Origin of the sequence: Mucilaginibacter sp., from assembly GCF_041088075.1 — a bacterium.
In the GTDB taxonomy this organism is placed as follows: domain Bacteria; phylum Bacteroidota; class Bacteroidia; order Sphingobacteriales; family Sphingobacteriaceae; genus Mucilaginibacter_A.
The window spans coordinates 1-13453 of record NZ_JBGCVY010000016.1 but is presented as its reverse complement, the minus strand read 5'-3'; the positions used below and the strand labels follow the sequence as shown (position 1 = coordinate 13453).

At 41.1% G+C, this 13453-nt stretch carries 12 protein-coding genes; 11 read left to right on the top strand and 1 reads right to left on the bottom strand.

Annotated elements, in window-relative coordinates; genetic code table 11:
• Positions 1 to 305: 305 nt before the first annotated feature.
• Genes V5804_RS02875 through V5804_RS02865 form a run of 3 tightly spaced genes read left to right on the top strand, consistent with a single transcriptional unit; the run spans position 306 to position 1572 of the window.
• Positions 306 to 995, top strand: coding sequence for an SIMPL domain-containing protein (locus V5804_RS02875; protein ID WP_369589865.1), 690 nt, complete (start codon positions 306 to 308; stop codon positions 993 to 995).
• Positions 996 to 1048: 53 nt separating this feature from the next.
• On the top strand, positions 1049 to 1258 hold the full coding sequence (locus V5804_RS02870; protein WP_369589864.1) for a hypothetical protein: 210 nt from the start codon (positions 1049 to 1051) through the stop codon (positions 1256 to 1258).
• Entirely contained in the window at positions 1243 to 1572 is a 330-nt protein-coding gene (locus V5804_RS02865; RefSeq protein WP_369589863.1) for a type II toxin-antitoxin system PemK/MazF family toxin, read from the top strand. The genes V5804_RS02870 and V5804_RS02865 overlap by 16 nt, the downstream gene beginning before the upstream one ends.
• Before the next feature lie 57 nt (positions 1573 to 1629).
• Here V5804_RS02865 and serS read toward each other — a convergent pair whose 3' ends face one another.
• Positions 1630 to 2901, bottom strand: coding sequence for a serine--tRNA ligase (gene serS / locus V5804_RS02860; RefSeq protein WP_369589862.1), 1272 nt, complete (start codon positions 2899 to 2901; stop codon positions 1630 to 1632).
• A gap of 134 nt (positions 2902 to 3035) precedes the next feature.
• Here serS and rsmI point away from each other — a divergent pair, with 134 nt between their 5' ends.
• The 8 genes from rsmI to V5804_RS02820 all read left to right on the top strand — a co-directional run.
• A complete protein-coding gene (gene rsmI, locus V5804_RS02855; protein ID WP_369589861.1) occupies positions 3036 to 3707 on the top strand; it encodes a 16S rRNA (cytidine(1402)-2'-O)-methyltransferase in 672 nt (223 codons plus the stop codon).
• Between the two features lie 42 nt (positions 3708 to 3749).
• Positions 3750 to 4121 (top strand): hypothetical protein, encoded by a 372-nt coding sequence (locus V5804_RS02850; protein ID WP_369589860.1) that lies wholly within the window; start codon positions 3750 to 3752, stop codon positions 4119 to 4121.
• The gene (gene lnt, locus V5804_RS02845) at positions 4122 to 5741 is read left to right on the top strand and encodes an apolipoprotein N-acyltransferase (protein WP_369589859.1); all 1620 of its coding nucleotides are present in this window, start codon (positions 4122 to 4124) and stop codon (positions 5739 to 5741) included.
• Positions 5742 to 5790: 49 nt separating this feature from the next.
• A complete protein-coding gene (locus tag V5804_RS02840; protein WP_369589858.1) occupies positions 5791 to 8952 on the top strand; it encodes a T9SS type A sorting domain-containing protein in 3162 nt (1053 codons plus the stop codon).
• Positions 8953 to 9544: 592 nt separating this feature from the next.
• Positions 9545 to 10096: a hypothetical protein gene (locus V5804_RS02835; protein ID WP_369589857.1), complete on the top strand. Its 552-nt coding sequence runs from the start codon at positions 9545 to 9547 to the stop codon at positions 10094 to 10096.
• Complete coding sequence (locus V5804_RS02830) at positions 10047 to 10685, top strand: hypothetical protein (RefSeq protein WP_369589856.1); 639 nt, start codon at positions 10047 to 10049, stop codon at positions 10683 to 10685. Before V5804_RS02835 ends, V5804_RS02830 begins: the two co-directional genes overlap by 50 nt.
• An 86-nt stretch (positions 10686 to 10771) precedes the next feature.
• A complete protein-coding gene (locus V5804_RS02825) occupies positions 10772 to 12526 on the top strand; it encodes a response regulator (RefSeq protein ID WP_369589855.1) in 1755 nt (584 codons plus the stop codon).
• A gap of 261 nt (positions 12527 to 12787) precedes the next feature.
• Positions 12788 to 13453 (top strand): hypothetical protein (locus V5804_RS02820; protein WP_369589854.1); only part of this gene is annotated, 666 nt, incomplete at its 3' end.

Sequence of the window (13453 nt, the reverse complement as noted above, 5' to 3'; positions counted from 1 at the left end):
ATCACACATAACAGATACGTCCAAAACCTGGAAGAAAGGATCAACTGTTTTGACCGGTTCATGCTTGATTTTCAAGTGGAAAACCAAGTCGGTAAAAACTTAGCTAAACTAATTGTAAATATTTAATGAACTTTATATAAGTACAATCAGCATACTTCTTTTACCGGCATAAAAACAGTATCATATCAAATCCAAATTATTTTTTAATCCTGGATAACAGCTTTTTAGCTTGAATTCAGATAAAAAATAGATTTTTGCTGCGACCAAACCCCTAAACGTTCGTCTATACAATAAAACCGTTCAACATGAAAAAGCTATTACTCCTGCTGTTTTTATCGGCAACAATTTGTACCTCATTCGCTCAATCGGTTGATTTGCGCCGAAAAATAACCGTAACCGGAAACGCCGAAACAGAAGTTACGCCGGATATTATTTACTTCAGCATTTCGCTCAAAGAATATTTAAACGGGAAAAACAAAGTGGGCATTTCAACTTTAGAAAGCCAGTTGCAAAAAGCCGTAACCGCGGCAGGAATTGCCAAAGCTGATTTTACCATCAACAATTTATCATCGTACAATTACGTGCCGGAAAAGAAAAAGAACGCCGATTTTCTGGCTTCCAAACAATACCGTTTGAAGTTGAAAGACTTGAACAAAGTCAACCAGATTTTAGATGCGGTGGACGATAAAGGAATCCAATCAACCGGAATTGACGGTTATGATTATTCCGGAATTGAAGCTTTAAAAAGCGAACTGAAACTAAAAGCATTAAAAGCAGCCCAGGCAAAAGCAACCTTTTTGTTAAATGGGATTGGCGAGAAATTAGGCGGCGCGATTGACATTCAAGAAATCAACAACGAACCAATGCAGCAACCCGTTTTTCGCGCCATGATGATGAAGACCAGCAGTGCCGATGTTGCTACCGAACCTGATATTGATTTTAAAAAAATCAAACTGAATTATCAGATCCAGGCAGTTTTTGAGATTGTGAAGTGAGGTTGCCTAAATTTATACCGATAAAAGAAGCATTCAGTATTGTATATTTGTTTATGATAAGGACAGTAATCAAACCTGAAAATCAGAACATAACAATCAACCTGCCAGATAATTTTATCGGTAAACAAGTAGAAGTTATTGCTTTTACAGTTGAAGAAGCTGAACAATTAGAAAATCAACCACTCACTCATTTTGCAAGCGAAGCTGTTTTAGCTAAAGACTGGTTAACGCCGGAAGAAGATTTAGCATGGCAGGATTTGTAAAAGGCGATATAGTTGTAATACCTTTTCCGTTTTCAGACTTATCCGGAAACAAAAAAAGGCCAGCTTTAATATTGGCAAATTTGCCTGGTGATGATATTATTCTTTGTCAAATCACCAGTCAACAAACTAAAGATGCTTTTTCTATTCTAATAAACTTCAATGATTTTTCAAGCGGCTCTTTACCGGTTGCTTCAAACATCCGGCCTACACGTATTTTTACCGCTGATAAAAATATAATTATTCGCAAAGCAGGAACATTAAAAACCCAAATTACCGAAAAGGTTACTCAATTGTTAATTGACTTACTGAAATAAGTGTGATAAAAGAAGTATTTTAATCACAATACTTCTTTTACCCCTATAAAAACAGCATCAATCAATCCACGCAAACTTGGTATAAGGCACCAACACTTCCGGAATTTTAATCCCATTTTCCGTCTGGTTGTTTTCCAGCAAAGTAGCCACAATACGCGGCAAAGCCAAAGCACTTCCATTTAACGTATGCGCCAACTGGTTTTTGCCTTCGCTGTTGCGGAAACGCAATTTTAAACGGTTGCTTTGGAAAGTTTCAACGTTGGAAACCGAAGAAACTTCCAGCCACCGTTGTTGCGCCGCGCTCCAGGTTTCCATATCGTAAGTCAAGGCCGCTGTAAAACCCATATCGCCGCCGCACAAACGCAGCACACGGTAAGGCAAACCTAATTTTTGCAGGAGAGATTGTACGTGCAAACTCATCTGCTCCAAGGCTTCGTAGGATTTTTCGGGATCTGCGACCTGCACAATTTCTACTTTATCAAACTGGTGCAAGCGGTTTAAACCACGTACATGTGCGCCGTAAGAACCAGCTTCCCGACGGAAACATGGCGTATAACCACAATTTTTAACCGGCAATTCTTCTTCCTTCAAAATTACATCGCGGTATAAATTGGTCATCGGTACTTCCGCCGTCGGGATTAAAAACAGCGCATCATTTTGTACATAATACATTTGACCCTCTTTATCAGGCAATTGTCCAGTTCCATAACAAGAGTCTCCATTTACCAGCAATGGCAACATGCGTTCATCGTAACCTGCTTTTTCAGCTTCATCCAGAAAAAAAGCAATTAAAGCGCGCTGCAGCTTCGCTCCTTTTCCTTTATAAACCGGGAAACCGGAACCGGTAATTTTTACGCCCAGTTCAAAATCAATTAAATTATATTTTGCGGCCAGTTCCCAGTGCGGCAACGCGTTTTCGGGCAAGTTTGGTTTTTCACCGTTTTCTAAAACTACTTCATTCTCTTCTGGTGTGCTTCCTCTTGGTACAGAAATATGTGGAAGATTAGGTAGTAATTCTACCAAGTCCCTTTGGTTATTTTCTAAAAAATCTAATTCAATATTACACGTATTGATATAATTTTTTAAAGTTGATGAATCACCTTTAGCGAGTTCTGCTTCTGCAAGTTTTCCTGCGCGCATGAAATCTCCAACTTGTTTTGCTGTAGATTTAGACATTGAAAGATAGTTTTCGAGCAATGTTTGTACGCTACGACGTTTCTTATCAATCTCAAGAATTTGATCAACCACTTCCGGCTGTTTAAAGTTTCGCACAGCCAAACGTTCCAAAACCTTTTCCCTGTTTTCGCGGATATAACTAACTTGCAGCATTATTTTAATTTTTGGCAAAGATAGGTTTCGGTTGTCAGTTTTCTGTTGCGGGTTGCCAGTTTTTAGTCGATAAAAACAGCATTCAAATTAAACCAGAACTGACAACTCACAACCAACAACATGCAACTGAACATATGAACGGCAAACTTTACCTCGTACCCACGCCCATTGGCAACTTGGAAGACATGACTTTCCGTGCCATTCGCATTTTAAAAGAAGCCGATTTGATTTTGGCAGAAGATACACGCACATCCGCGCCGATGCTGAAACATTTTGGCATCAGCGGGAAAGTTTTTTCGCACCATCAGCACAACGAACATCAATCTACTCAGGAAATTATGAAGTTTTTGGGCGAAGGAAAGCAGATTGCGCTCATTTCTGATGCCGGAACGCCTGCCATTTCCGATCCAGGTTTTTACTTGGTCCGCGAGGCTTTAAAAAATGATTTTCCGGTTGAATGTTTGCCCGGCGCAACGGCTTTTGTCCCGGCGCTGGTCAACTCCGGTTTGCCAAATGACCGTTTTGTCTTTGAAGGATTTTTACCGGTAAAAAAAGGGCGGCAAACGCGTTATTTAAGTTTGAAGGAAGAAGAACGGACGATGATTTTTTACGAATCGCCGCACCGTTTGTTAAAAACTTTGGAAGAAATGATCTCGCATTTTGGTGCCGAAAGGCAAACTTCGGTTTCCCGCGAACTCACCAAATTGTTTGAAGAAACTGTTAGAGGAACGTTGGCTGAAATTAAAACTTATTACGAGACACATCCGGTTAAGGGAGAGTTTGTGTTGATTGTTGGTGGGAAATAGTTTCAAAGTTGGTCTTTTAAAAGTATTTTATTATCGAATTATATGGAAAAATTTGAACAGTTATTTAATAACGTTAAAGAACAAGCACAAATTTATTTACTTGATTCTGGCGAGTTTTTTCCATTTGGAGTTGCGATTGACACGGCAAATAACATCAAACCATTATCCAGCTATTTAAATGAGGGTAATGATCGTCCATCTTCTTTGGATTTAATTGATCTCCTCGAAACTTACATTCAAAAGGAATTAGTAAACGATGCCTATATTATTGCAGCTATATGTATAGATGTTAATATCAAACAAAATGAAGAATTATTTAACGCTTTAGAAATTCGGATTTTTGAAAAAAATAGTACATATAAAAAGCATGTTAAATATTTTTTAAAAGCAACTAATATTGAGTTTATTGACTAAATGAAAAAACTTTTCTTCCTTGCCATACTTTCCGGTTTATTATTATGGATCGCCTGGCCGCCAACGCCTTATACCACTTTTTTACTTTTTGTGGGTTTGGTGCCGATGCTTCTTTTATTAGAGGAAATTATACAATCCACTTCCAACCGAAAAGGTTTCCTGGTTTTTTGGCTGAGTTTTTTGGGCTTTTTTATCTGGAACACGCTTTCCGTTTACTGGGTTTACAATTCCGTTAAAACGATTGGTGCGCTGGTTGCCGTTCCAATTTCGCTGGTTCCGTACTCGCTTGGGCCATTGCTGATGAGCACGGCTTGCTGGTTGTATTATCGTTTGCGGAAAGTTGCACCTTTAAATTGGAGCCTGGCCGGCTTGGTTTGTTTTTGGATGAGTTACGAATACCTGCACCAAAGCTGGGATCTGGCTTTCCCGTGGATGACGCTAGGCAACGGTTTTGCGGTGAGCCATTCCTGGGTTCAATGGTACGAATACACGGGCGTTTACGGCGGAACAATTTGGATTTGGCTGGTGAATATCCTGATTTTTCTGATTTACCTCAACCTAAAAAAACAGGGGCAAAAGAAGCATCGGCAGCAATTGGTTGCGGCAACGGTGCTGGCGATATTGTTGCCGTTAAGTTTTTCTTTGTTCCGATATTATCTATATGAAGAACAGGAAGATCCGTCGAATATTGTAGTCGTGCAACCTAATATTGATCCTTATGAGAAAGTAGGAACGATATCAACTTCCGATCAAATTAATACTTTAATTACACTTTCTAAAAAAGTTGCGCAATCGAATACCGAATTTATAATTTGGCCGGAAACTGCAATTTTTGATGAAAAAGGTATTGATGAAGACCAGATCAGAAGCAGCAATTATTATTTGCAGGTGAAACGCTTCCTTTATCCTTATAAAAACGCAAACGTGTTAACCGGAATTGAATCTTACAAATATTACAGTCATGACCCAACGCCTTCGGCCGAGCAAATACCCGGATATAATGTATTTGTAGATCATTTTGATGCAGCCGTAAATATTGAAAACTCGGCCAGAGTGCAATTTTACCATAAATCAAAATTAGTTCCGGGCGTAGAACAGATGCCTTTTGGTTCGGCTTTATCCTTTTTGAAACCGGTTTTTGCACATTTGGGTGGCAGCACGGGCAGTTATGGCAAACAGGATGAACCGACAGTTTTCTACTCGCAAAGCGGAATTGGTGCAGCGCCAGTTATTTGTTATGAATCAATTTATGGCGAATACGTAGGAAAATACGTGCTAAAAGGGGCACAATTTATCGCAATCATCACCAACGATGGTTGGTGGGAAAATACATCGGGCAAAGACCAGCATTTGGATTACGCCAAGTTGAGGGCAATTGAAACACGGCGTTGGGTTTGCCAATCAGGCAACACAGGTTTATCTGCTTTTATTAACCAGCGCGGCGATATTGTAAAACAAACCAAATGGTGGACACAAGCGGCGATAAAGCAAGACATCAACCTAAACAGCGACCTTACTTTTTATGTAAAGCACGGTGATTATCTGGCCAAAGCAGCTTCTTTAATTGCTTTATTTTTAATTATTTTCTTAACAGTTAAAAATATATTTTTTAAAGTATAAATAATAAATATCTTTATGGCAGAAGGAATTCCTTTTGACATAAAGCCAATTGAAACATTATCACAAAATATTATTCCATATTATCAGCAGCCGGAAAGCGTTTTGCCTGGCCATGCTTCTTTTATGCACTCTTTTTTATGCTGATGCCGCTACCATTACTTCTACCGCAACGGGCGGGAATTGGAACGATGGTACAACTTGGGTTGGCGGTGTAAAACCAGGTCCATCTGATGATGTAGTGATTGCGGCAAATGCAACAGTATTAATGGATGCGGCAAATGTTGGAACAGGGATTGTAAACCTAACCGTTTCTGCCGGTAGCAGTTTGCAATTAGGTTCAGCCGTAGCAGACAATTTACGTTTTAACATCAAAGGAAACATTACCAACAACGGTACGATAAATTTTTGGTTAAGCAGTGCGCGCGGAATGAGCTTGTATTTACTCGGTAACAGCAGTAATTGGTCTGGCACCGGAAATTGGAATTTAGCGCAATTAGTTATTGGAAACGCTTCTTTAGAATTTACCAGCGATATTTCCGTTACCATAAACAGAACGATCACCGTTGCTTCCGGTTTTTTAAATGCAAGCAAACGAACCGGTTTTACTTTTATCTTTTCGGGTACAGAAAACGCAACTATAGCCAGCGAGACGGGCCAAATATTTTACGGGAATATTATAGCCGATAAAAGTAACAGGCTAACAACTTTTGCAACAACCGGCACAACAGACAATTATAATTTAATCAATATTTTAGGTGATATTACGGTAAAACCTAATAATCGTTTAACAGTAGGAATGTACAACATCCTGCAAATTTTAAACAACTTAACCGGCAGCGGCAGGATTTCTGGCGGAAACAGCAGTGATATCCAAATTAGCGGAACCGGCACTTCAATCCTTTTTAACTCGGGCGGTTCCGGCTTTAGAAACTTTACGGTTACCAGGCCAAGCGGCGCAACTATTGATAGCACTATCGCTATTAACCAAACTTTATCCCTGCAAAACCAGTGTAAACTGTACTTGCCTATCGGAAAATCGGCCAACGGAAACCAAACTTTTACGGTTGGTATAAGTACTTCTGCCGGAACGATTGTTGGCGATGGCTACTTAGCACAGCAGCCTGCAACCAATGCTTACCAGTTTACCGATTTAACTTTAAACGGAACCGCGCCTATTGTTAACCTTCGCTTTTCCCAAGTTTCTGGTGAAAACGTGATCCATAATTTAGTGGTGAACAAAGCATCAGGCTCGGTAAATTTATTGGATGGCGGCTTGCTGCAAATAAGAAATACCTGTACGCTGGCTAACGGGACTTTTAACATCGGCAGCGGGAGTTTAAAACTGACCGGAACGATTTCGATGAACGCCGGCGGAAATTTGACCGGTTCTACCTCGGCCAATTTAATTATCGGTAATGAGATTGCAAGCAGCAACGCCACGATCTATTTTAACCAAACCGATGCCGCAAGCCGATCCTTAAAAACTTATACACAAGTTCGAAACGGCACAATCACTTTGGGGACACCTTTAGAAGTTAATAATTTGGTTGATTTAAGCGGCGGCACTTCGGCCAACATTCTAAACTCGGCAAGTAATTTAACGCTTATTTCTACCGAAGCCGGAACGGCACGCGTTAATAACCTGAGCGCTTCTGCCATTACCGATTCTGTTTTGGTGCAGCGGTTTATCAAAGGTGGTATGAGTTCGAGGCGCAGTTACCGGTTGCTTTCTTCGCCGGTTTACCAGGTTCCAAATGCAAATTCCGGTTTGCGCAAATATTATTTCAGCAGATTGCAAGATCAAATATTGATAACCGGGGCAGGCGGAACAGCGAACGGCTTTGATGCTTCTCCCGCAAACGGGCCAACGATTTGGAAATACAACGAAACCGCGGCAACAAGTGCGTTGCAGGATTTTGTGCCAATAAGCAGCATTAGCAGAAACCATTCGGTTACCACGCAGGATTTTTTGACTTCAGGCAACGGCTTTTTGTTGTTTTTTCGCGGCGATAGGTTTAATAATGTTAGCAATAAAACGAGTGCGCCTTTTCCCGTTCCGGAAGATGTTACTATCACTTATAAAGGTTTACTAAACCAGGGAAACATTACGGTAACTGCGCCTTTTGGTGCCGCAACCGGTTTTTTATCTTTCACAAACAAAGCAGAAGCTAACGATGGTTTTAACCAGGTTGGCAACCCTTACGCTTCGGCAATTGATTGGGAACTTTCCGGTGGAAGCGGTTCGGCTATTGCAACGACCAACATCAACCCAACCATTTATATCCTTGATCCGGTAACCAAAAATTACGGCACTTATACCAAAGGCGGAACTTCCACCGGTTTGGCTACGCGTTATATTGCTTCGGGACAAGGGTTTTTTGTGAAAGCAAATGCAGCAGGCCCAACCTTGATTTTTACCGAAGCAGCCAAAGCACCCGATACTTCTAACCCGGCTGTTTTAGGTGGAAAAACACTTTTGGCCTTGGATTTTTTAAGGTTGAAATTAGAGAAAGACAGCCTGAACTACGACGATATTTTACTGACATTTAAAGAAGGCCAGCAGGAAGGCTACCATTCCGAAGAAGATGTGGACGATTTGACCAGCGCAAACGCCGCCGTTTCTTTATCCGCATTAAGCAAAACGGAGCATAAACCATTGGCGGTAAGTGCTTTGCCCGTTCCTGAAAAAACCAGTTTTATACCCATTTCTGTTGATGTTGCTGTAAGTGGGCCGTACAAAATAAAGCTGACAGATTATGCCGACCGTTTTAAAAACGAACCTGTTTTTTTGAAAGACAATTTCACTAAAGATTCTGTTGACCTCCACCTAAAACCTGAATATGCTTTTTTTATCGATAAAAATATGGCGGCAACTTTTGGCGGCAACCGTTTTATCGTTTATTTTAAACAGGCTGTTTCCAACCTTCCCGTTGTTGTCAAACCGCCAAATGCAACAGAACCGCTTGCCATAATACTTTACCCAAACCCTGCTGTAAACGAAATCAATTTTTTGGCCAGTAAAAGAAGCATGGGCAACGTCCGGCTCAGTATTTATAACAATACGGGCGTTAAAATCCATTCTTCCCTTCACCAAAATTTGGCCGGTTTTAAACACAATGTTTCCCAATTGCTGCCCGGTATTTATGTTGCCGAACTTGTGGACATGGCTACCGGAAATCCGATCCAAAAAATCAAGTTTATTAAAAAGTAAGAGCCGTTTAAATTTCTATCGTAATGATTTATAATGCTTCTTTTATGCCTATAAATTCTATGTCTTGATCGCATATCGCTGCAAAAAAGACAATGATTTTTAGGTGGTAAAAGAAGCATGGGAAATATCTGAACAAAACTTAAACATGTTTTAAGGCAAGTTAAACTTCCTTCGCTTAGTTTTGATGCTTCTTTTATGCCTATAAATTCTATGTTTTGATCGCATACCGCTGTAAAAAAGACAATGATTTTTAGGTGGTAAAAGAAGCATGGAAAATATTTGAACAAAGCTTAAACAATGTTTTAAGTCAGGTTAAACATCCTTCACCTGGTTTTGATGCTTCTTTTATGGCATAAAAATTAGTGTCATTCCCGTTAAATTTTGGCTAAAGCCAATTGTTTTTTTCCATAATCCACGGCCTGAAGGTTATGGCAATTAAGCCTCTACTCCTTGTTTTTGAGATTATTGAATAATAATAACCAATGCTTCCCCGGCACCGTACACAGGTAATTGATTAACCATAGCGCCAGTTGGCTGAAAATCAGTTATACATTCGATGAGCAAATTTCATTCAAAAAGCATAAATGTTTTTATGACCCTGGACCAGCAAGTGATTGACGGTTATTTTAACAAACACGACCCGGCACCAATATACAAACGGCAGTTGAGCCACCAGTTTGAACGGTATATTTTAGAAACAGTGGCATCGGCAAAAAGGTACGACGTGATATTTTACAAGTTTAAATGCACCAACGAAAGTGATAAGCAATATGCCGAACCGCTGATGTATGCCGTTCACCGCCATTTTTCGGATAGGAAAACCGAAAAGATGAAAGAGTTTGAACGGTTTAAACAGCGCAACTGGATTTTGCTGGCCGTAGGTATCGTGGTAGCGATTATTTGCCAGGGCTTTTTGCCCTTGTTTTTTAAGCAAAGCCAAAGCCTGCATACGGGCTTGATCAACAGTTTAGACATTTTTGCCTGGGTTTTGCTTTGGCACCCGATTGATGAGCTTATTTTTCATTGGAACCCCTACTTAAAAGACATTCACATGCTCCAAAAATTAGGCACGGCAGAATCAATTATCATCGAAAATGAAAAAAGGACTGTTGCTAATAACGACCCTATGCGGGTTGTGGCATAATGCAATTGCGCAACACGCCGGCCTGGAGCAATATTATTACATGGGCACGTACAGGGAATTTACCATCGTTCCGGTTGCCTATTACCAAAGCAGCAAAAACTGGTATGCAGAAGGGCGCTATAATTATGAAGCTTTGAACACATTATCATTGTATGCAGGCAAAAGTTTTGAAAGAAAAGCTTTGTTTTCTTATGTGGCCAACCCTATTGCCGGTGTGGTTTTAGGGCGGATGAACGGCGGTTCCATCGGCATAAATTTAGATCTGGACTATCGTAATTTTTATTTCAATACGCAATCGCAATACACTTTTTCGGTACAGCAACGCAGCAACAACTTTATTTACAGTTGGTCTGATTTTACGTACAAGCTCTCCGAAAAATTTGCTGTCGGCCTGTCTTTACAGCAAACCAAATTATACCAGCTAAACGGTGCATTTGAAAAAGGCTTTTTGATAAAAGCAACTTACAAAAACTGGAACTTCCCGCTTTACATTTTCAGGCCCGAAAGCAGCGAACGCTATTTTGTATTGGGCCTTAACTACGAATGGCAAAAAAACAGTGCTAAAAACAGTATCAACCCCTATAACTGACCACATTTAAACGATTACAGGCATAACCAATTAAAATTATGTTTACACTTTGCTTTTTTCTGCCCGCCGCCAAAACACTGCTGCTCATGGCAATATGGTTTACCTGGTGGTTTAATTTAATAGTTTTGGTGGTGTTGCTGGCCGGCGGCTACACGTTGCATTATTTAAAAACGAATGCTTTGCTGCATAAAAATGCCGAGCTTGAACGGAAACTGCTGGAACGGACGGAGCTGCTAACCTACGCAAAAGCAAACACGCAAAAAGCAAGCGAAGATGCCGCTTTGGCCAACCGGAACAAAAGTGCTTTGATTGCCAAGGTCAGCCATAACATCCGCACGCCCATGAACACCATTATGGGCATGGCTTCTTTGCTCAACGAATCGGTGCTGAACCCGGAGCAGCAGGAATTTGCGGCCAACATTTTGTATTCGGGCGAAAACCTGTTGTCCATCATCAATGAAATTTTGATGAACGATATTTTGGAGTTTTCAAAAGTGGAGTCGGGCCGGGAACTGGAAGCCAAAGAATTTGACCTGCGCAACAATATTGAAGAAGTTTTTGATGTTTTTGCGCCCAAATTAGCACAGACCGACATCGAACTGATTTATTCCATCAGCCCTGATGTTCCTGTCCAGTTAATTGGCGATGCCTTTTGCCTGCGGCAGATACTGGTGAACCTGACCGAATATGCACTGCGGTTTACTACCGAAGGCGAGGTTTTGATAGCTGTAAATTTGATTGAACTTGTTGAAGAAAACCGGGCAAAATTAGCCTTCGAAATTAGAGACACCAGTGCCGGTTTATCTTCCGAAAAATTATCAGCCATTTTAAAAAGCCTGCAATCGGACACCGCAGAAGACAGTCAAAACCCGGGCAGTAATACGCTGGCCATCTGCAAAAAATTAATTGGTTTGATGGGTGGATCGCTGACCATTGAAAGCCGGGAGAAAAAAGGTAACATCTTTAAATTCAGTATTGTTACAAGCTTCGGCAAGCAAAACCTGCGGGCAAACACACAGGCAGAAATGGCAAAGCTGGCCGGAAAAAAAATACTGATAGCAGATGATAACGTAACGCTTAGCAATCTTTTTAAAAACCAGTTAGACCGATGGAAACTTGTCCCTTTTGTCGCAAATTCGGGCAAACAGGCCTTGCAGATTTTAACACAGGAAACCGGTTTTGATTTAGCGTTGATTGATATGCAAATGCCGGAAATGGACGGGATCGAGCTTGCCCGTACCATTAAACAAAACCACCCGGATTTGCCTATTTTGCTGATGAACAAAACCGGTAACGAAAAGTATAAAGACCATGCAGCCCTTTTTAATTCGGTGGTTGAAAAACCGTTGAAACACCATAACATCATCGGGCAGGTTTTAAGTTTGCTGTGGCAAAAAGGCAAAGATGGTTTAAGCAAAGACCATTATGCCAAACAAAAACTTTCGGTGGATTTTGCCCAACAATACCCGCTAAATATTTTGATTGCCGAGGACGACAGGATGAACCAGAAACTGGTAACCAAGGTTTTAAACAAATTAGGTTACAACCCGCAGGTTTCTGAAAACGGAAAGGATGTTTTGGAAGTGGTAAGCCAGAAGAGCTTTGATTTGATTTTGATGGATGTGCAAATGCCGGAAATGGACGGCCTGGAAGCAACACGGATGATCCGCGTGTGCCTGTCCGAACAACCAATCATTATAGCCATGACGGCCAATACATTGCAAGGCGACCGCGAAGAATGTTTAAAAGCAGGCATGGATGACTACATTGGCAAACCGGTGAGGCTGGACAGCCTGGTCAACATCATCGAAAAGTGGGCTTTGCAGGGCCAGCAGCGGTAATATTTTTACCGGCAAATGCTTCTTTTACCGGCATAAAAACAGTGTCTGCCTGCAAATACTATATTTTCTATTTACGAGGGTTATGCTTTTTCAAGAACAGGTTTTGATTTATTTAAACTTTTAGGTGGTAAAAGAAGCATCGCTATAATTCTTAATTTAAACAAAAGACCGATCTAAAACTAAACAGGTTCTGCCCATTTGTACTTTATAAATACAACCTATAGAAGCAGTTTTCGTAAAAGACAACCATCAGTTAGATTTATGAAAACATTTAAACTTATATCCAAAGCTTTTATAGGCCTGTGCTGCTTGTTTGCAACCGAAAAAGGTTTCACACAAAATGTGGGCATTAGTGCAACCAGCGGTTTTACGCCCGATGCTTCGGCAGGTTTAGATATTAGCTACACCAACAAAGGCCTGCTTGTCCCGCGCGTTGCCCTTACCGCAACCAATGCTGCCGGGCCGGTAACTTCTCCGGCCGTTTCGTTATTGGTTTACAATACGGCCACGGCAGGCACTGCGCCCAACAATGTTGTCCCCGGATATTACTATTGGAACGGCGTGGCTTGGACGGCACTTAACACCGGAACAACATCCGCAAATTCCTCCTGGGCAACTATCGGCAATACGGGCACCACGGCCGGGACAAATTTTATCGGCACAACCGATGCGGTAGATTTTGTATTTAAAACCAACAATGCAGAAAGGGCACGCTTTACCAGCGGCGGCAATTTTGGTATCGGCAGCACTGCTTTTAATGCCACAAACCCAGAGCAGCTATTGGTAGATGCCGGGGCTTCCTCTTTTAACGTCATCAGCGGAAAAGGCAACCTCAACAATTATTTGCAGCTAAACATACAAAATATCAATGCCGGTACTGCCGCCAGTTCTGATGTGGTGGCCACGGCCGATAATGGGAATGAAACA